This is a genomic window from Pseudomonas sp. EA_65y_Pfl2_P78 (genome assembly GCF_963970495.1).
Taxonomy (GTDB): Bacteria; Pseudomonadota; Gammaproteobacteria; order Pseudomonadales; family Pseudomonadaceae; genus Aquipseudomonas; species Aquipseudomonas baetica_A.
On record NZ_CAXAON010000006.1, the window covers coordinates 155,700 to 175,235 of the forward strand.

General features: G+C 61.1%; 14 protein-coding genes. All 14 read left to right on the plus strand.

The window, feature by feature from the left end:
* Positions 1 to 39: 39 nt before the first annotated feature.
* The 14 genes from tssF (at position 40) to AACY02_RS08410 (ending at position 19,531) form a co-directional block, all read left to right on the plus strand.
* Positions 40 to 1,827 (plus strand): type VI secretion system baseplate subunit TssF, encoded by a 1,788-nt coding sequence (gene tssF, locus AACY02_RS08345; protein WP_339431525.1) that lies wholly within the window; start codon positions 40 to 42, stop codon positions 1,825 to 1,827.
* Positions 1,791 to 2,798, plus strand: coding sequence for a type VI secretion system baseplate subunit TssG (tssG, locus tag AACY02_RS08350; protein ID WP_221734226.1), 1,008 nt, complete (start codon positions 1,791 to 1,793; stop codon positions 2,796 to 2,798). The genes tssF and tssG overlap by 37 nt, the downstream gene beginning before the upstream one ends.
* Positions 2,799 to 2,809: 11 nt before the next feature.
* Positions 2,810 to 5,467, plus strand: coding sequence for a type VI secretion system ATPase TssH (gene tssH / locus AACY02_RS08355; protein ID WP_339431526.1), 2,658 nt, complete (start codon positions 2,810 to 2,812; stop codon positions 5,465 to 5,467).
* A 10-nt stretch (positions 5,468 to 5,477) separates the two neighbouring features.
* Complete coding sequence (locus AACY02_RS08360; protein WP_339431527.1) at positions 5,478 to 6,998, plus strand: sigma-54 interaction domain-containing protein; 1,521 nt, start codon at positions 5,478 to 5,480, stop codon at positions 6,996 to 6,998.
* A 93-nt stretch (positions 6,999 to 7,091) separates the two neighbouring features.
* Positions 7,092 to 7,232 carry a hypothetical protein gene (locus tag AACY02_RS08365; RefSeq protein WP_003229566.1) on the plus strand — a complete coding sequence of 47 codons (141 nt, stop codon included), beginning with the start codon at positions 7,092 to 7,094 and terminating at the stop codon, positions 7,230 to 7,232.
* Positions 7,233 to 7,250: 18 nt separating this feature from the next.
* Positions 7,251 to 8,447, plus strand: coding sequence for a type VI secretion system-associated FHA domain protein TagH (gene tagH, locus AACY02_RS08370; RefSeq protein WP_221734223.1), 1,197 nt, complete (start codon positions 7,251 to 7,253; stop codon positions 8,445 to 8,447).
* Positions 8,448 to 8,452: 5 nt separating this feature from the next.
* Complete coding sequence (gene tssJ / locus AACY02_RS08375; protein WP_221734222.1) at positions 8,453 to 8,953, plus strand: type VI secretion system lipoprotein TssJ; 501 nt, start codon at positions 8,453 to 8,455, stop codon at positions 8,951 to 8,953.
* A gap of 2 nt (positions 8,954 to 8,955) precedes the next feature.
* On the plus strand, positions 8,956 to 10,287 hold the full coding sequence (tssK, locus tag AACY02_RS08380; protein WP_221734221.1) for a type VI secretion system baseplate subunit TssK: 1,332 nt from the start codon (positions 8,956 to 8,958) through the stop codon (positions 10,285 to 10,287).
* A 5-nt stretch (positions 10,288 to 10,292) separates the two neighbouring features.
* On the plus strand, positions 10,293 to 11,168 hold the full coding sequence (gene icmH / locus AACY02_RS08385; protein WP_221734220.1) for a type IVB secretion system protein IcmH/DotU: 876 nt from the start codon (positions 10,293 to 10,295) through the stop codon (positions 11,166 to 11,168).
* A gap of 13 nt (positions 11,169 to 11,181) precedes the next feature.
* Complete coding sequence (gene tssM, locus AACY02_RS08390) at positions 11,182 to 14,721, plus strand: type VI secretion system membrane subunit TssM (RefSeq protein ID WP_339431528.1); 3,540 nt, start codon at positions 11,182 to 11,184, stop codon at positions 14,719 to 14,721.
* Positions 14,721 to 15,449, plus strand: coding sequence for a PP2C family protein-serine/threonine phosphatase (locus AACY02_RS08395; RefSeq protein ID WP_339431529.1), 729 nt, complete (start codon positions 14,721 to 14,723; stop codon positions 15,447 to 15,449). Before tssM ends, AACY02_RS08395 begins: the two co-directional genes overlap by 1 nt.
* Positions 15,446 to 16,447, plus strand: coding sequence for a serine/threonine-protein kinase (locus AACY02_RS08400; protein ID WP_339431530.1), 1,002 nt, complete (start codon positions 15,446 to 15,448; stop codon positions 16,445 to 16,447). The genes AACY02_RS08395 and AACY02_RS08400 overlap by 4 nt, the downstream gene beginning before the upstream one ends.
* Before the next feature lie 28 nt (positions 16,448 to 16,475).
* Positions 16,476 to 18,512 (plus strand): type VI secretion system Vgr family protein, encoded by a 2,037-nt coding sequence (locus tag AACY02_RS08405; protein WP_339431531.1) that lies wholly within the window; start codon positions 16,476 to 16,478, stop codon positions 18,510 to 18,512.
* A 5-nt stretch (positions 18,513 to 18,517) separates the two neighbouring features.
* Positions 18,518 to 19,531 carry a tetratricopeptide repeat protein gene (locus AACY02_RS08410; protein WP_339431539.1) on the plus strand — a complete coding sequence of 338 codons (1,014 nt, stop codon included), beginning with the start codon at positions 18,518 to 18,520 and terminating at the stop codon, positions 19,529 to 19,531.
* Positions 19,532 to 19,536 lie beyond the last annotated feature (5 nt).

A 19,536-nucleotide genomic window follows, 5' to 3' on the forward strand; every position in this document is an offset into this window, starting at 1 on the left:
GGATGTTTTTCATGCGATCCACTACCAGGCAGGTAACCCGTGTCCTTTAACCACTACTACCAAAGCGAACTCACCGCACTGCGCCAACTCGGTCGCCGTTTCGCCGAGCGTAGTCCGGCGCTGGCTCCGTATCTGGGGCAGGCTGGGCGGGATCCGGACGTGGAGCGGTTGCTCGAAGGCTTTGCGTTCCTGACCGGACGCTTGCGCCAGAAGCTCGATGACGAGCTGCCGGAGCTCAGCCATTCGCTGATGCAACTGCTGTGGCCGAACTACATGCGCCCGCTACCGGCATTCAGCATTTTGCAGTTTGATCCGCTTCAACGTTCGGGCCCGGCGCTGGTGGTCGAGCGCGATACGCCGGTGGAAAGCAAGCCGATCGAAGACGTGCGCTGCCGCTTCCGCACTTGCTACCCGACCGAAGTGTTGCCGCTGGATCTGGCTGCGCTGAACTACTCGGTAAAGGGCGACGGTTCGCTGCTCAGCCTGCGTCTGGAGATGAGCGCCGATGGCCATCTCGGCGAGTTGGAACTGAGCAAACTGCGTCTGCACTTTGCCGGCGAGCGCTACATCAGCCAGATGCTGTACCTGAGTCTGCTGCGCAACCTCGAAGGCATTGAGCTGATCCCGCTCGACGGTGCCGGCAAGCCAATCGATGGCGTGGCGGGCAAGCCGATGGCGTTCAAGATTCCCGGTGACCGGGTCAAACCGGTGGGCTTTGCCGAAGAAGAGGCGTTGATTCCGTATCCGCTGAACACCTTCCGTGGCTATCGCTACCTGCAGGAATATTTCGCCTTCCAGGACAAGTTCCTGTTCGTCGACGTCAACGGTCTGGACATTCTCAAAGCGTTGCCGGAAGACACCCTCAAGCAGATGCGCGGCCTGGAGCTGCGCTTTGATATCCGCAAGAGCGGGATCATGCGCATGCGCCCGACGCTGGATAACGTGAAGCTGTTCTGCACGCCGATCGTCAACCTGTTCGAACACGACGCGCTGCCGATCCGCCTCGATGGCAAGCAGGACGAGTACCTGCTGCTGCCGGCGGAATACGATCTGGAAAACTGCGGCGTGTTCTCGGTGGAAACCGTGACCGGCTGGAAGCCCGGCGGCCTCGGTTATCAGGAGTACGTGCCGTTCGAATCGTTTGAGCACGACCCGAGTTTCGACGTGCCCAACAGCCGTCCGCACTACAGCATCCGCCAGCGTTCATCCTTGCTGCACGACGGCCTCGACACTTACCTGAGCTTCGGCATCCGCCACACCGAGGCCCACGAAACGCTGTCGATCGAGCTGATGTGCACCAACCAGAACCTGCCGAAGAAGCTCAAGCTCGGCGACATCTGCATGGCTTGCGAGGAGACGCCGGAGTTCTTGAGTTTCCGCAACATCACCCCGGCCACCTCGAGTTTCGCGCCGCCGCTGAACCGTGACTTCCTGTGGAAGCTGATCAGCAACATGTCGCTTAACTATCTGTCGCTGGCCGACGTCAATGCGTTGAAGGTGATTCTGGAAACCTACGACCTGCCGCGCTACTACGACCAGCACGCGGAGAAGGTCAGCAAACGCCTGCTCGGTGGTCTCAAGCACATCAAGCACCACCACGTCGATCGGCTGCACCGTGGCCTGCCGGTGCGCGGTTTGCGCACCGAACTGACCATCGACCCGGAAGGGTATATCGGTGAAGGCGACCTGTTCGTTTTCGCCTCCGTTCTTAACGAGTTTTTCGCGCTTTACGCCAGTCTCAATTCATTCCATGAACTGCGGGTAAAAAGCACACAGGGAGAGGTGTACCAATGGACACCACGTATGGGTCTGCAACCCCTGCTTTAAGCGGGTTGACCCGGGTAATACGCGAATACTCGCTGTTTCAGGCCGTGCTGCTGGTGATCGACCGACTGCGCGATGCACACCCGCACCTGAGCGAAGACGATTTGTACGATCAGGTGGAATTCCAGGCCAACCCGAGCCTCGGATTCCCGCGCAGCGATGTCGATCGCGTGGAGTTTTTCGAAGAGCACGGGCAGATGCGCGCGCGCGTACGTTTCAACCTGATCGGCCTGGTCGGCTCCGGTTCGCCGCTGCCGGCGTTCTACGGTGAGCAGGCGTTGGGCGACAGCGAAGACGGCAACCCGACGCGCAACTTCCTCGATCTGTTCCACCATCGCCTGCAACGGCTGATGCTGCCGATCTGGCGCAAGTACCGCTACCGCGCGAGTTTCCAGAGCGGCGCGATCGACCCGTTCTCGTCGCAGTTGTTTGCGTTGATCGGTCTGGGCGGCGAAGAAATCCGCAAAGCCAAGGAACTCAACTGGAAACGCCTGCTGCCTTACCTTGGCCTGCTCAGCTTGCGGGCGCACTCGGCGGCACTGATCGAAGCCGTGCTGCGTTACTACTTCAAGCACGAAGACCTGGTCATCGAGCAGTGCATCGAACGCCGCGTGGAAATTCTCGAAGAGCAGCGCAACCGTCTGGGGCGCGCCAACAGCATGCTCGGCGAAGACCTGGTGCTCGGCGAACACGTGCGCGACCGCAGCGGCAAATTCCGCATTCACATCACCCAACTCGATTGGCAGCGATTCCATGAATTCCTGCCGATCGGTTTCGGTTACCAGCCGCTCTGCGCGCTGGTGCGGTTCACCCTGCGTGACCCGCTCGATTACGACATTCGCCTGGTTTTGCGCCAGGAAGAAATCCGCGAACTGCGCATCGGTGAGCAGAACGCCTGTCGCCTCGGTTGGACCAGTTGGCTGGGCCGCGAGAAAGCGGACGGCGTGGTGACCCTGGGCAGCAAAATTCATTAAGGACGTGAGCCATGATCAACGTAGACCTGCAACAACTCATCCAGGCGCTGGACGCCGAAACCCGTCGTGACCTGGAGCGTTCGGCCGAGCGTTGCGTCGCCCGTGGCGGCAGCAAGATCCTCGTCGAAGACTTGATGCTCGGCCTGCTGGAACGTCCGAACGGGTTGCTTGCCCGCGCGTTGCAAGACGCGGATGTCGATGCCGGTGAGCTCAGCGCCGCGCTGCAATCGCGTGTTGAACACAGCGCTTCGCGCAACCCGGTGTTTGCCCCGGAACTGGTGCAATGGCTGCAAGACGCCTTGCTCGTGGCCAACCTCGAACTGGGCCAGACCCAGGTCGAAGACGCCGCGCTGATCCTCGCGCTGCTGCGCAACCCGATGCGTTATGCCGGCAGCCGTTATCAGCCGCTGCTCGCCAAATTGAACATCGATCGCCTGAAAGAATTTGCCCTGTCGCAACAGGAGCAACCGGCGGCCAACGGCAAACCGGCCGCTCAGGGCGAATCGCTGTTGCAGCGCTTCACCCACAACCTGACCCAACAGGCCCGCGACGGCAAACTCGACCCGGTGCTGTGCCGTGACGGCGCGATCCGTCAGATGGTCGACATCCTCGCCCGTCGCCGCAAGAACAACCCGATCGTCGTTGGTGAGGCCGGTGTCGGTAAAACCGCTATTGTCGAAGGCCTGGCCTCGCGCATCGCTGCCGGTGAAGTGCCGCAAGTGCTCAAAGGCGTTGAGCTGCTGTCGCTGGACATGGGCCTGTTGCAGGCCGGCGCCAGCGTCAAAGGTGAGTTCGAGCGTCGCCTCAAAGGCGTGATCGACGAGGTCAAAGCCTCGCCGAAGCCAATCATTCTGTTCATCGACGAAGCTCACACGCTGATCGGCGCGGGCGGCAATGCCGGCGGTTCCGACGCGGCCAACCTGTTGAAACCGGCGCTGGCGCGTGGCGAGTTGCGCACCATCGCCGCGACCACTTGGGCCGAGTACAAGAAATACTTCGAGAAAGACCCGGCGCTGGCCCGTCGTTTCCAGCCGGTGCAACTGCACGAACCGACCGTCAGCGAAGCGGTGACCATCCTTCGGGGTCTGGCTCAGGTCTACGAGAAGAGCCACGGCATTTACCTGCGTGATGACGCGGTGGTGTCTGCTGCTGAGTTGTCCGCGCGTTATCTGGCCGGTCGGCAACTGCCGGACAAAGCCGTCGATGTTCTCGACACCGCTTGCGCCCGCGTGCGCATCAGCCTCGCCGCCGCCCCGGAAAGCCTTGAGCGCCTGCGTGGCGAACTGGCTGAAGGTGGCCGTCAGCGCCAGGCCCTGCGTCGCGACGCCGAGGCCGGTCTGCTGATCGACCACGAAGCGCTGGAGGCACTGGAAGCGCGGCTGGACGAAGCCGAAAACGAAATGGTTGCACTGGAAGCCCTGTGGACTGAACAGAAGCAACTGGCCGAACGCCTGCTGGAACTGCGTCAGCAACTGGCCAAGGCCCGTGAAGCCGCAGCCGTCGAGCCGACCGTCAACATCGAAGAAGACGCCGAAGGCACCGTGATTGAAACCCTCGCCGCTGAAGTCGAGGAAGGTCAAAGCGTCGAAGCGCTGGAAGCCCAGCTCAACGAAACCCACAGCGCATTGACCGCCGCTCAGGTCAAAGAGCGTCTGGTCAGCTTCGAAGTCTGCCCGCGTCTGGTGGCTGAAGTGATCAGCGCCTGGACCGGCGTACCTTTGGCGCAACTGGCCCGTGAGCACAACGCCAAAGTCGCCAGTTTCGCCACCGACCTGCGCACGCGCATCCGGGGTCAGGAACAAGCCGTCCACGCACTGGATCGCTCGATGCGTGCCACCGCGGCTGGCCTGAACAAACCGGATGCACCGGTCGGCGTGTTCCTGCTGGTCGGCCCGAGCGGCGTCGGCAAAACCGAAACCGCGCTGGCCCTCGCCGACCTGTTGTACGGCGGTGATCGGTTTATCACCACCATCAACATGTCCGAGTTCCAGGAGAAACACACCGTTTCGCGCCTGATCGGTGCGCCACCGGGCTACGTCGGTTACGGCGAAGGCGGCATGCTCACCGAGGCCGTGCGCCAGAAGCCGTACTCGGTGGTGCTGCTCGATGAAGTTGAAAAGGCTGACCCGGACGTACTCAACCTGTTCTACCAAATCTTCGACAAAGGCGTGGCCAATGACGGCGAAGGGCGCGAGATCGACTTCCGTAACACGCTGATCCTGATGACGTCGAACCTGGGCAGCGACCGTATCAGCGACCTCTGCGAAGACGGCGCGCGGCCAACCGCCGAACAGCTCGAAGAAACCATTCGCCCGGTACTCAGCAAACACTTCAAACCGGCGCTGCTGGCACGGATGAAAGTGGTGCCGTACTACCCGGTCGGCGGCCCTGTGCTGCGCGAGCTGATCGAGATCAAACTCGGTCGTCTCGGCGAGCGACTCAACCGTCGTCAACTGGATTTCAGCTGGTGCCAGAATCTCGTCGATCATTTGTCCGAGCGCTGCACCCAAAGCGACAGCGGCGCGCGTCTGATCGACCACTTGCTTGATCAGCACGTCCTGCCGTTGGTGGCGGATCGTCTGCTCGATGCGATGGCCACCGGTGAAAGCCTCAAGCGTGTGCATGCCACGCTCGACGGCGACGCCAGCGTGACGTGCGAGTTTGCCTGAGGTGGGCGTGATGTTCACTCAAGTGCCGCAGCCGCTGGTCTATGCCGAAGCGTTGCTGGCGCAGTTCGCCAGCCTTTCGCGGGCGGCGGACGGTGCTGCGCTATTGAGTGACTTTGTGCGTGGGCTGGCCGGGCTGAGTGGTTGCGAACTGACGCAACTGTATCTGCTCGACGCCACCCACACCTGCCTGGGCATGAACGCCGAATACCTCGACGGCGCGCTGCAACCGCGTCAAGCGGCGAGCCTGCCGGCGGACTACAACGGTGAGCAACTGCTGCAATTTGCGCTGTGCCAGAACCGCGTGGTGTGCCTCGACGATTTGAGCGCCAGCCTGCACGAAACCAGTTTTCTGCCGGCCGTGGCAGCGCCGTGGCAGTCGCTGCTGTGCGTGCCGCTGGTCAACCAGCACAAGGCTGTCGAAGGCTTGCTGCTGTGTGCCAGCCGCCATCGCACCGACCTGCAAGGCTTTGCCGACTCGCTCGGCCAGCTCGGCTCGTTCGTACTCGGCCAATTGCACTTGCTGCAACGCCTGCGTCAACCTCAGGACGTCTCGGCTCCGGTGTTGCGCAGTGTGCCGAGCATCAGTGGTTATGGGCTGATCGGCAAAAGCGCGGCGATGCGCCAGACCTACTCGTTGATCAGCAAAGTCCTGCACAGCCCTTACACGGTGCTGCTGCGCGGCGAAACCGGCACCGGCAAGGAAGTGGTTGCGCGAGCGATTCACGATTGCGGCCCGCGCCGTTCGCAAGCGTTCATTGTGCAGAACTGCGCGGCATTCCCGGAGAGCCTGCTGGAAAGCGAGCTGTTCGGCTATCGCAAAGGTGCATTCACCGGTGCCGATCGCGACCGCGCCGGGCTGTTCGACGCGGCCAATGGCGGCACGCTGTTGCTCGACGAAATCGGCGACATGCCGCTGTCGTTGCAGGCGAAAATCCTGCGCGTGTTGCAAGAAGGCGAGATTCGTCCGCTAGGCTCCAACGATACGCACAAGATCGACGTGCGCATCATTGCCGCGACTCACCGTGATCTGGCGGTGCTGGTCAGCGAAGGCAAATTCCGCGAAGACTTGTACTACCGCCTCGCGCAATTTCCGATTGTGCTGCCGGCCCTGCGTCAGCGCGAAGGCGACATTCTTGATCTGGCCCGCCATTTTGCCGAGAAGACCTGCTCTTTCTTGCAGCGTGACCCGGTGTGCTGGTCCGAAGAAGCACTTGAACACCTGTGCGGTTACACCTTCCCCGGCAACGTCCGTGAACTCAAGGCCCTGGTCGAGCGTGCGGTACTGCTGTGCGAGGGCGGCGAGTTGCTGGCCGAGCATTTCTCCCTGCGCATGGAACCCATGTTCGAAGACAACAGCGGCCTGAATCTGCGCGAGCGTATGGAGCAGGTCGAGCGCTCGTTGTTGCTCGATTGCCTGCGCAAGAACGACGGCAACCAGACCCTCGCCGCCCGTGAGTTGGGCCTGCCTCGGCGCACGCTGCTGTACCGCCTCGGGCGCCTGAATATCAATCTTGGAGATTTCGATGGATAGGCCAAGATCATCGACTTCGCCGCAAAAAAACTATTTCAGCGCCGCCCGCAAGGGTCGGCGCTTTGTGCTTTGTCTACCCCTGGAGACCCTCTGATGTCTGTTCGTCACTGGCACGCTGTCCTGCTGACCCTCGTCGTTCTATGCGGCCTTGGCGGCTGTAGCGGCAATTACAAATTCAACGACAACGACTATCGCCCGTTGGGTGATCCGCAAGCGGTCAATCGCGGCAAGTGACCGCAAGGAGCATCAAACATGGAATTGGTTTTCGAAATGCTGAACACCAAGCAGTTCGTGCCCACCGAGTTGTGCCAGAAGACCTTCAAACAGGCTGGCGGCGTCATCGGGCGAGGCGAGGACTGCGACTGGATCATCCCTGACCGCAAGCGTCATCTGTCCAATCATCATGTGATTGTCAGTTACCGTGAGGGCACGTTTTTCCTGACCGACACCAGCAGCAATGGTGTCCAGGATGGCGCAAGCGGCGCACGCCTGCACAAAGGCGAGCCGGTTCGCATCGAACACGGCAGCACCTACGTGCTGGGCGACTTCGAGATCCGTGCGCGACTGGTGCGTGACCCGGCGACCTTCGACGGCGAAGTCGGCCGTCCACGCGCCGCTGGCAGCATCATCCCGGACGACGCGTTCCTCGACCTCGACCCGCTCAACGCCCTCGAACAGCAAGAGCGCGTCTATTCGGAAATCGACGAACTGCTGGCGCCCAACACCAAACCTGAAGACTCCCGTCAGCGTGCCGACTACGCCCGCATCGACATGGAAAGCCTGATGGTGCCGGAGCTGATCGCCGCGCCCGCCGAACCTGAGCCTGCTCCGGCACCCAAAGCCGTCGAGCGCCAAAGCGAAGGTTTCTGGGAGCATTTCGGCGCCGCGCTGGGTGTGGATCTCAAAGGCGTCAGCCACGACGAACGCGAAGCCCTGGCGCTGAACGCCGCGCGTCTGCTGCGTCAAAGCGTCGGTGGTTTGCAGCAGAGCCTGCGCACCCGTTCGGAGTTGAAAAACGAGCTGCGTCTGGCCCAGACCACCGTGCAAGGCACCAACAAGAACCCGCTGAAATTCGCCGTCGACCCGAGCGAAGCGCTGCAGATTCTGTTGCAGCCAAGCAAACCCGGGCATTTGCCGGCCGAACAGGCGATTTCCCGTGCGTTCCGCGATTTGCAGGCGCATCAGGTGGCTTTGCTGACCGCCAGCCGTGCCGCCGTGCGCGGCACGCTGGAACACTTCTCGCCCGAGCAACTGACCCTGCGTTTCGAGCGCGACAACAAGCCGTTGATCGCCACGTCGGGCGGGCGCTGGAGAGCGTTCGGCCGTTACCACCAGGCCCTGCGTCAGGACGATGACTGGAGCGAGCGTCTGCTGGCCCGCGACTTCGCCCAGGCCTACGAAGAACAGATCCGCCTGATCTCCACCCTCCACACCGACCACCAAGGATGATGCGCATGTCTCGCCGCTCGACCGCTTTTTTCAAGACGCTGACTGCGCTCACCGTGCTGGTGCTGCTCGCCGGTTGCTCGTCGCTGTCGCCGTACTCGAAAGTGACCAAGATCAACCTGAAACTGACCGGCAGCGATCAGTTGAACCCTGACCTCAACGGCCGCCCGTCGCCGATCGTGGTGCGCCTGTTCGAACTCAAGCACCCGGTGACCTTCGAGAACGCTGACTTCTTCAGCCTCTACGAGCGAGCCAAGGAATCCCTCAACCCGGATCTGGTGGCCAGCGAAGAACTCGAACTGCGCCCGGGTGAAACCGTGGAAATGAAACTCAGCGTGGAGGAGGGCAGCCGCTATGTTGGCGTTCTCGCCGCCTACCGTGACCTGCCGGAAACCCAGTGGCGCTACACGGTGCAGATCACCCCGCTGGAAATCACCGAGGCGGACCTGACCCTCGACCAGGCCGGTATTCGCAACACCCATCAAGTGCTCGCCAAGGCGGATGACTGAACATGAATACCCATAAAGTCATTTGGCAGGAAGGCATGTTGCTGCGTCCGCAGCACTTCCAGCACAACGATCGCTATTACGATCACCAGATGAAAACCCGTACCCAGTTGCTGGGCGGTTACACCTGGGGTTTCCTCAATCTGGAGATCGACTTGCAGTTCCTCAACATGGGCAAACTGGTGATCAGTGAAGCCTCGGGGATTCTGCCGGACGGCAGCCTGTTCGAACTCGGTGGCAACACCGAACCGCTGGCGCTGGACGTACCGCCGAACACGGGCAACACGCCAATCTACCTGGCGCTGCCACTGGTCACCGGCAACCACATCGAGTCGCGCCGTCCGGAGCAATCCGATGTGCTGGCGCGTTACACCGCGTACGACGCCGAAGTCGCTGACTCCAACGCCGGCGACGACTCGGCCAGCCAGGTCAGCTGTGGTCGCCCCGATTTCAAACTGTTGCTCGGCGAGCAGCAGAGCGATCAGGCTTACGTGAAGCTGAAGATCTGCGACGTACTCGATACCACCCCCGACGGCGTGATCAGCCTCGATCCGGACTTCGTGCCGACCTACATTCAGGCTCATGCCTCCAGCTACTTGCTGTCGTGCCTGAAAGAAGTCATCAGCATGCTCAGCCACCGTGGCGACACCATTGCCGAGCGGATTCGCTCCAACGGCAAGGTCGGCGGCGCAGAAGTCGGCGACTTCATGATGCTGCAACTGATCAACCGCACCGAACTGTTGCTGCGCCACTATCTGGGGCTGGAGCAGGTGCACCCGGAAGAGTTGTACCGCACGTTGCTGACCATGCTCGGCGATCTGGCGACGTTCTCCGGCGAGAGCAAACGCCCGCGTCTGGACAGCCGCTACTCCCACGCCGACCAGGGCGCGAGCTTTCGCAAACTGATGGACGCGATCCGTCAGGTGCTGTCGATGGTGCTTGAGCAGCACGCCATCGAACTCATCCTGCAAGCGCGGCAGTACGGGATCATCGTGTCGCCGTTGCACGACCACAAACTGCTGGGCTCGGCGTCGTTCGTGCTGGCGGCCAGTGCCAACTGCGACTCCGAAGAACTGCGCCACCGCTTGCCGGCGCACCTCAAGGTGGGCCCGGTGGAGCGTATCCGCCAACTGGTCAACCTGCACCTGCCGGGGATCAAGGTCAAACCTTTGCCCGTCGCTCCACGGCAGATCGCGTTCCACTCGAACAAAACCTATTTCATCCTCGAACTCAGTTCCGAAGATCTGGCACAACTCGAGCGCTCCGGCGGCTTCGCGTTCCATGTGTCCGGCGAATTCGCCGAGCTTGAACTGAAATTCTGGGCCATCAGGAACTGACCGACATGAACACGGAAACGGAATACAGCCAGGACGACAAAACAGTCTTGCTCGACCGTCAGGGCCACGGACCGGCGTCGAGTCCACTGACCGACTTCGCCGCGCCGCCGCGTTTCGAGCAACTGGAAGAACGCATGATCTACGCCGCACGCGTGCGCCCGGCGGAAGCGTTCAACATCAGCCTCAATTCGCTGGTCGCCGCGTCGTCCGAGTTGCTCTCGGAAGTGGTGCGCCTCAAGCACAGCGAAACCCGCGAAGACCTTTATGCGCTCAACGCGCGCCTGACCGCCGGGCTCAAGCTGTTTGAAGTGAGCGCCCTGCACAACGGCGCCGAAAGCAGCCAGGTGATGGCGGCGCGTTACGTGCTCTGCACCGTGGTCGACGAAGCCGTCGTGACCACGCCGTGGGGCAACGAAAGCGAATGGTCGCAGATGAGCCTGCTCAGCAGCTTCCACAACGAAACCTTCGGGGGCGAGAAGTTCTTCCAACTGCTCGATCGGCTCTCGAAGAACCCGGTCAAACACCTGCCAATGCTGGAGCTGATGTACTTGTGCCTGTCCCTCGGTTTCGAGGGCAAGTACCGCGTACAGGCACGCGGCATGCTCGAGCTTGAAGGCATCCGCGATGCCTTGTACCGGCAGATCCGTCAGTTGCGTGGCGACGTGCCGCGTGAGTTGTCGCCGCATTGGGAAGGCTTGAACGATCAGCGCCGCAACCTGGTGCGCATCGTGCCGGCATGGATGGTGGTGTTGTTCACTTTCGTCTGTCTGGTGGTGATGTATTCGGGCTTCGCCTGGGTCTTGGGTGAGCAGCGCGACACCGTGCTGCAACCTTACCAGCCGCTTGATCCAGCCGCGGTTCAACCGCAGTCGCAGCCGTAAACAGGGACGTGTGATGAAAAAGTTTTTCAAGAAAGTCGGCGCCTTCCTGCGCCAGACCTGGGTCTGGACCCTGCTGCTGGTGCTGTTCGTGGCACTGCTGGTGTGGTTCGTTGGCCCGTTGTTGGCGGTTGATGACTACAAGTTCTGGGAGAGCCCGACCTCTCGCCTGTTGACCATCGCCGTGCTGTTCCTGATCTGGGGCCTGACCATGGTCTTCGTCAGCTGGCGCGCCGGTGTACGCAAGAAAGAAGTCGAAGCCACCGAAGACGGCCAGGATCGCATCCGCCGCGAAGAGCTGATCGACGACGAACAGAAAGAGTTGAAGGTGCGTTTCAAAGACGCGCTGAAAACCCTGAAAACCTCGAGCCTGTATCGTGGCCGCAGCGAGCGCTGGCGCAACGAACTGCCGTGGTATCTGTTGATCGGCCCGCAGTCCAGCGGCAAGACCAGCCTGCTGGACTTCTCCGGTCTGGAATTCCCGATCAACAAGATCGACCGCAAGCTGACCCGCGACACCCAAGGCACCCGTCATTGCGACTGGTACTTCGCCGACCACGGCGTGCTGATCGACACCGCCGGGCGTTACATGACCCAGGGCGAAGTAGACGTCGACGGCAGTGCCTGGACCACCTTGCTGGAACTGCTGCGCAAACGTCGTCGCGGTCGTCCGTTGAACGGCGTGCTGGTGACCATCCCGGTGGAAACCCTCACCGGTGGTAGCGAGCAAGACATCGACACCCTGGCGCGCCAGGTGCGTGGTCGCCTGCAAGAGATCTATCAGAAGCTGCACGTCGACGTGCCGGTGTATCTGGTACTGAGCAAGGCCGACAAGCTGCTGGGTTTTGACGAGTTCTTCGATCAATTGACCCGCGAAGAAAGCGATCAGGTGCTGGGTACCAGTTTCCGCAAGGATCAACAGGGCACCGACGTGGCGGTGTTGCGCAACGAGTTCGAAGAACTGCTGCGTCGCCTCAACAGCCAAGTGATCATGCGCATGCACTCCGAGCGCGACACTCAGCGCCGTGGCCGCATCCTCGACTTCCCGCATCAATTGGGGCAGATCGGCGAGCGCCTGTGCCTGTTCGTCGACATGGCGTTCACCGGCAACCGTTACCAGCGTGCCACGCAACTGCGTGGTTTCTACCTGACCAGCGCACCGCACCTGACCCAAGAGATGGATGCGACCACTGCCGCTATCGGTGCCAACCTGGGCATCAATGCCGGTGTATTGCCGACCTTGCGCAGCGGTCGCTCGCGATTCATCCACCATTTGTTCAGCCAGGTGATTTTCCCCGAGGCCGATCTGGCCGGTCTGGACAAGCGCGAACGCAGCCGCATCCACTGGGGCCAACGTGCGCTGTACGTCGGCGCACTGGCGGCATTGGCGTTGTTCGGCATGCTCTGGGCGGGCGGTTTCTCGGCCAACTACGAGCGTCTGGAAAACCTGCGCAATCTGGCGCAGAACTGGAATCAGCAGCGTTCGGTGCTGTCCCCGCGTGATGACGCGATGGGCGCGCTGAAAACCCTCGACACCAGCTACGCGGCGACGCAGGCGTTCCCGAAAAAGGGCGACGTGTCGTACCACGAGCGTGGCGGCCTGTATCAGGGCGAAGACGTTAATCCGGTGGTCAAGGAGGCTTACGAACGCGAGCTTGAAACGCAACTGCTGCCCCGCGTCGCAACCCTGCTCGAAGGCCAGATCCGCGCCAACATGAAGGACCGCGAACGCCTGATCAACAGCCTGCGTGCGTACCTGATGTTGAACATGAAGGATCGTCGCGACGCGGCGTGGCTCAAGGACTGGGTGGCCACCGACTGGTCGCAGCGCTACACCGGCAACACCGCGGTGCAGAACGGCCTGAACCACCACCTCGAACGCCTGCTGAAACAGCCTTTCATCTACCCGCTGAACGATCAGTTGGTGGCTCAGGCGCGTCAGGTCTTGCGCAGCGAATCGTTGGCCACCGTGGTCTACCGCATGCTCCGCGAGCAGGCGCGCAACCTGCCGGAATACCGTTTCAGCCAACACCTCGGCCCGCAGGGCTCGCTGTTCATCGGCACCGACTACGTGATCCCGGGGTTCTACACCCAACAGGGCTATCAGCAGTACTTCTCAGTGCAGGGCTCGGCACTGGTCACCGACATCCTGCGTGACAACTGGGTGCTGGGCGAAGGCGCGGGCATCAGCGACATGGACTTGCGTCGCCTGATGGTCGAACTGGAGCAACTGTACTTCCGCGACTACGCCAACTACTGGAGCGAAGCCGTTGGTCAGGTGGCATTGCCGCCAATCAACGACGCCGGTGAAGGTGCCGAGCAACTGGCGGGCCTGACCTCGGCCAACTCGCCGGTGCTGGCATTGCTGACCGAAGTGCGTGAAAACACCCGCTTCCCGGCGGCCGCTGATCCGGTGGACGAGGCCGGCGATGCTGCCGATGCCTTGGCTGGGCAGAAAGGCAAACTGGGCAAAGTCGGCAAACTGGCGTCGGCGGTGGCCGACAAGGCTTCGGCCCTGAACGTCGCGAAAAACCTGCCGGACACTGCCAAGAAGTCGCTGCAACGTCGCTTTGAACCGCTGCATCGCTTGCTCGATGACAACAACGGCCCGGCCGCTGATCTGACCCCGGCACTGAGCGCGCTCAACGACCTGCAACTGCAACTGGCCAGCCTGGCCCGTTCCAGCACGCCGGAACAAGCCGCGTTCGAACTGGCGAAAACCCGCATGGGCGGCCAGCGTGATGCGCTGACCAACCTGCGCAATGCCTCCGGTCGTCTGCCGCGTCCGCTCAGCGTGTGGTTCAACGTGCTGGCCGAAGACTCCTGGCGCCTGGTGCTCAGCGATGCCTACCAATACCTGAACGGCCGTTATCAGAACGAGTTGTACAGCGTGTATGGCAAAACCATCAGCAAGCGCTATCCGTTCAGCGCCAGCAGCACCAGCGACGTGGCGATCAGCGACTTCCGCGATTTCTTCAAGGCGCAAGGCGTTGTTGACCGCTTCTTCGACAACTACATGCGTCCGTTTGTCAGCGGTGATCCGGGCAACTACCGGATGCGCAGCGTCGACGGCCACAGCCTGCCGGTGTCCAAGGTCTACCTCGATCAGATGGCCGCTGCGCAGACGATTCGCAAGAGCTTCTTCTCGATCAACCCGGCCGAACCGCAAGTGCAGTTCAAACTGGAGCCGTACACCCTCGACCCTGCCGTCAGCCGTTCCGAATTCAAGTTCGGCGACCAGACCATGGAATACCGTCACGGCCCGATCCTGCCCATGTCGTTCAAATGGCCAACCGATGCTGAAGACGGTCGCACCAGCCTGGTGATGGACAAGATGGCGGGGCGCCCGATCGGTATCGAGAAGAACTCCGGCCCATGGTCGCTGTTCCGTCTGTTCGACCTGATGCAGACCGAGTACCTGAGCGGTCGTGACGTGTTGGTGCTCAAAGCCAATGTGGGTGGCCTGCGTGCCAACTACCTGCTGTCCAGCCAACGCACGCCGAACCCTTTCGACATGGGCGTACTGCGCACCTTCCGTATGCCGGTGCAGCTCTGATGCTCGTGGCCAGTCCCTGGCGCAGCGCGGCCCGTACCGACCCGGGCAAGGTGCGGGCGCGCAACGAAGATGCCTTCCTCGACAATCCGCAGCAGGGGCTGTGGGTGGTCGCGGACGGCATGGGCGGTCATCAGGGTGGCGACATCGCCAGCCAGTTGATCGTCGCCAGCCTGGCTGATTTGCCGCAACACGATGACTTCGACGAGCGCCTCAAAGCCATTCGCCAGTGCCTGCACTGGTTGAATCGGCGTTTGGGACAAGAGTTGACCGTCACCGCCGGACGTCACGACAGCATCATGGGCAGCACCGTCGTGGCGCTGCTGATGGACGGCAATCGCGCGGCCTGCATTTGGGCTGGCGACAGCCGTTGTTATCTGTGGCGCGGGCAGCGTTTGTATCAACTGTCCAAAGACCATTCGCTGCAACAGCAACTGATTGACGAACAGCAAATGAGCGTCGAACAGGCGGCAGCGCACCCGGCGGCTCAGGCATTGACCCGAGCCGTCGGCGCCGCCGAAACACTGACCCTGGATGTACTGGAACTTGAGGTGTATCCGGGCGATGCGTTTTTGCTGTGCAGCGATGGTTTGTACCAAGGCCTGAGCAGCGATGCCCTCGGCAACGCCCTCAGCCTCAGCGCGCCACATGTGGCGCTGGAACGTTTGTTCGACGGCGCCCTGCGGGGCTCCGCTCGCGACAACCTGACAGCCGTGGTGATCCGCCAATGACCAACATCGAATCACCCATCGATGACGTGCTGATGAGCGAAGAACAGGCCAACAACCTGACCTACTTTGCCTTCGCCAAGGAACACAAAGCAGAACCTTTGCCAGCGCCAACCAAGGCCAGCATCGGTGCACTGCCAGACATACTCGCCGGTCGCTACCACCTCGAGCGTCTGCTCGGGGCGGGCGGCATGGGCGCTGTTTACCGGGCCAGGGATCTGCTGCACGAACAGTTCGGCGATCCCGACCCTTACATCGCGCTGAAAATCCTCAGCGAAGAATTTGCCGAATCGCCGGACGCCAGTGCCTTGCTCTACGGCGAGTTCGCCCTGACCCGACGCCTGCGCCACGACAACGTTGTGCGCGCACACACCTTTGAAGTCGACACCGATTGCCAGCGGGCCTTCATCACCATGGAATACATGCGTGGCCTGACCCTGGACAAATTGCTCTGCGAGCGGCCACTGGGCCTGCCGTGGAAAGAACTGCGCGACATCGTCCTGCCGCTGCTCGACACGCTGGCCTACGCCCACCGTCGCGGCGTGCTGCACGGCGACATGAAACCGAGCAACGTCATGCTCAGCGAAGACGGCTTGCGCCTCTTCGACTTCGGTTTGGGCCAGGCAGAAGAGGGCACCTTGCCCGGCCTGCCGCACCTGAGCCGCGAACGCTTCAACGCCTGGACCCCGGGCTACGCCGCCCCCGAACTGCTTGAGGGCCAACCCTTGTCGGCCAGCGCAGACGTGTACGGCGTGGCCTGTGTGATTTATGAACTGGCGAGCGGCAAACACCCGTTCCGCCGCTTGCCCTCGACCCAGGCCCGCGACGAGCACCTGGAGCGCGAACTGCAAGCACCGGCGAATTTACCCAAACACGGCTGGCCAGCGCTGCGAACCGCGCTGAGCTTTGATCCGGCAGCACGCACCATCACTGCCGACCAATTGCGTGACGCCTTGGGCGCCACTTCGTCCTGGCTACAACGTCTGCGGTTTCGGGCGTAACGGATGACATTCGAACAGGGAGCACACGATGTTCAATTCAGCTAACGAAACCCACTTCAGCCTCAAGGTCGAAGACTACGTGGGCGACCTGCAAGTGCTGTCGTTTGTCGGCACCGAAGGCATCAGCCAGCCGTATCGTTTCGACCTCGAACTGGTCAGCGAGAACCCGGATCTGGACCTGGAAAAACTTCTGCACAAGCAGGCGTTTCTCGCATTCGATCCGCAGGGCTCAGGCATCCACGGCCAGATCTACCGCGTCGCCCAGGGCGATGCCGGCAAGCGCCTGACCCGCTACAAAGTGTCGATGGTGCCGCAACTGCAATACCTGCATCACCGCACCAACCAGCGCATCTACCAGCAAATGTCGGCGCCGAAAATCATCGCGCTGATCCTCGAAGAACACGGCATTAAGGGCAATGCTTACAACTTCCAGCTGAGCCAGCCGTGCCCGGATCGCGACTATTGCGTGCAGTACGACGAAACCGACCTGCATTTCGTCCAGCGCCTGTGCGAGGAGGAGGGCATTCACTACCACTTCCAGCACAGCGAAAAAGCCCACCTGCTGGTGTTCGGCGACGACCAGACCGTGTTCCCGAAGCTCGGTCAGCCGACCGCTTACGTGCAGGGCAGCGGCATGGTCGCCGACGAACCGGTGATCAAAAGCTTCAAGCTGCGCCTGGAAACCCGCACCCGCCGCGTCACCCGCCGCGATTACGATTTCGAAAAACCGCGCCTGCAAATGGAAGCTGCTTATAAGCCTGAAGGCGACAGCACTGAGCCGGATCTGGAAGACTACGACTACCCCGGCCGCTTCATCGACCGCGCGCGCGGCAAGTTCCTCAGCCAACGCGCCCTCGAACGCCACCGCGCCGACTACCGCCAGGCCGAAGGTCGCGGCGACCAGACCACACTGGTCAGCGGCCACTTCATGGAAATGTCCGACCACCCGCGCACCGAGTGGAATGACCTGTGGCTGCTCACCGAAATCGTCCACGAAGGCAAACAGCCGCAAGTCCTCGAAGAAGGCGTGACCAGCGACACCACCGACAACAAGGACGACTTCCACCAGGGCTACCGCAACACCTTCCTCGCCACCCCGTGGGACGTGTTCTACCGCCCGCCGCTGGAGCACCCGAAACCCCGCGTCCTCGGCAGCCAGACCGCCCACGTCACCGGCCCCAAAGGCGAAGAAATCCACTGCGACCAATACGGCCGCATCAAAGTGCAATTCCACTGGGACCGCGAAGGCCAGGCCGACGACAAAACCAGCTGCTGGCTGCGCGTTTCCAGCTCTTGGGCCGGCGACCGCTACGGCGCCATCTCCATCCCGCGCATCGGCATGGAAGTGCTGGTCACCTTCCTCGAAGGCGACCCCGACCAACCGCTGGTGACCGGCTGTCTGTACCACAAGGAAAACCCGGTGCCGTACGCCTTGCCGGCAAACAAGACTCGCAGCGTGTTCAAAACGCTTAGCTCGCCGGGTGGTGGCGGCTACAACGAACTGCGCATCGAAGACAAGAAAGGTGCGGAGCAGATCTACATTCATGCGCAGCGGGATTGGGATGAAAACGTAGAGCATGACCAGAAGATTCGGGTCGGGAATGAACGTCACGATACGGTCGAAAAGAACAGTTACACCGAACTCAAGGCTGAAGAACACCGCACCACGATTAGTGACCGCAAGGTTGAAGCGAAGCTGGATGATCACCTGACGGTTGGGCAAAACCAGCATGTGAAGCTGGGCACGGCGCAGCTCACCAGCGTGGGGAAAGAGATACACCTCAAGGCTGGGGACAAGATTGTTATTGAGGCCGGGACAGAGCTGACCATTCTTGGGGGGGGGAGCTTTATCAAGCTGGATGGCGGTGGGGTTACGGTGGTTGGGCCGGTGATCAAGATCAATGCGGGTGGCTCGGCTGGCTCCGGCACGGGGATCGGGATTAAACCGCCGGTGCTGCCGGGGGCGGCAGATAAGGATAAAGCGGGGAGTTTGATGGATCAGGCGTTGGGGAATGCGGTGCCTGAGAAGGTAAAGCCGAAAGCTTTTTTTGTGTTTTCCGAGTGATCGACATGAATGGTGTTTTGAAGAAGAGCAATGGCATCGCGATAGCGGTTTTCACCGCGTCGCTGTTGAGCCTGTTTCATGGCAGCGCTTATGCGGATGAATGTCCGTCCGAGGACTTTTCCCAGTTTCTGCCGGCGTTTTCTGCGAATGCCGAAACTCAGCAGCGGTTGACTGCGATGACGGTGAAATCGCTGGTGTTGAAACCTACCGGGGAGAGCGGAAGCTTTGATCCGCAAACGACGGGGGTTAAGAGTTCGACGTTGGCATTTCCACTGATGGCACCCGTAGCCACAGGAAAGACCGAAGGTGTCGAGGTCGAAGCGGTTGACGACAGTCATTTCAACGTTGTTGATAAGCGTGCAGGTAACAGCAACATCAAGATCTTTAGCTTTTCTCGCCAGGCGTGTTGGGTTCTGGAAGGTGTTGAGGATTGGTCGATTAGTGAGAAAGACCTTGTTGTATCGGGTTCTCCGACCATGAGTACGGCCGAGAGCATTTGCTATCAACGCGCGCGGAGTTTCGAAGGTCTAGGTGGACTGGAAAAGTATTATCTGACAGGAGAGTTTTTCGAGGCCGCGTTGGAAAACTATGTTTGCGCCGCTGCTTCGGGGGATCCTCAGGCGAGTTTGGATGCTGCGAGTTTGAGCCTCTCTGGCATGGCACCGCAGTTGGAATCAGGCAAGGTTGAGTCGCTTTTCAAAGCTGCGGCAACAACCCTCGCGGATGGCGCAGCTTCTCTATCGACATTTTATTGTTACGGAAACAACCCATCCGCAGAAGGTGCTTGCCAACACCCCGATGAGGCCGAAAAAGAACTTATTCGTTCTGCCTCAATGGGGTCGACGGATGCAATGAACTATTTAGGTTACTCCTTCGAAACGGGAGGGCTAGTAACCCGGGATTTATCAAGAGCACTGGCCTGCTATCGCTTGGCAGCGGATAACGGTAATGAAACTGCCCTGAAAAATATTAATCGATTGAAAGCGCAATCAGCTGAAGACAGCAGCTATTGCTACTAATTTGC

Excerpts from the sequence above, each read along its gene's own strand:
- tssG (WP_221734226.1), top strand. The coding sequence starts at position 1,791 with ATGGACACCACGTATGGGTCTGCAACCCCTGCTTTAAGCGGGTTGACC.
- tssK (WP_221734221.1), top strand. The coding sequence starts at position 8,956 with ATGAATACCCATAAAGTCATTTGGCAGGAAGGCATGTTGCTGCGTCCG.
- AACY02_RS08400 (WP_339431530.1), top strand. The coding sequence starts at position 15,446 with ATGACCAACATCGAATCACCCATCGATGACGTGCTGATGAGCGAAGAA.
- AACY02_RS08410 (WP_339431539.1), top strand. The coding sequence starts at position 18,518 with ATGAATGGTGTTTTGAAGAAGAGCAATGGCATCGCGATAGCGGTTTTC.
- icmH (WP_221734220.1), top strand. The coding sequence starts at position 10,293 with ATGAACACGGAAACGGAATACAGCCAGGACGACAAAACAGTCTTGCTC.
- AACY02_RS08360 (WP_339431527.1), top strand. The coding sequence starts at position 5,478 with ATGTTCACTCAAGTGCCGCAGCCGCTGGTCTATGCCGAAGCGTTGCTG.
- tssH (WP_339431526.1), top strand. The coding sequence starts at position 2,810 with ATGATCAACGTAGACCTGCAACAACTCATCCAGGCGCTGGACGCCGAA.
- tssJ (WP_221734222.1), top strand. The coding sequence starts at position 8,453 with ATGTCTCGCCGCTCGACCGCTTTTTTCAAGACGCTGACTGCGCTCACC.
- AACY02_RS08395 (WP_339431529.1), top strand. The coding sequence starts at position 14,721 with ATGCTCGTGGCCAGTCCCTGGCGCAGCGCGGCCCGTACCGACCCGGGC.
- tssM (WP_339431528.1), top strand. The coding sequence starts at position 11,182 with ATGAAAAAGTTTTTCAAGAAAGTCGGCGCCTTCCTGCGCCAGACCTGG.
- AACY02_RS08365 (WP_003229566.1), top strand. The coding sequence starts at position 7,092 with ATGTCTGTTCGTCACTGGCACGCTGTCCTGCTGACCCTCGTCGTTCTA.
- tagH (WP_221734223.1), top strand. The coding sequence starts at position 7,251 with ATGGAATTGGTTTTCGAAATGCTGAACACCAAGCAGTTCGTGCCCACC.
- AACY02_RS08405 (WP_339431531.1), top strand. The coding sequence starts at position 16,476 with ATGTTCAATTCAGCTAACGAAACCCACTTCAGCCTCAAGGTCGAAGAC.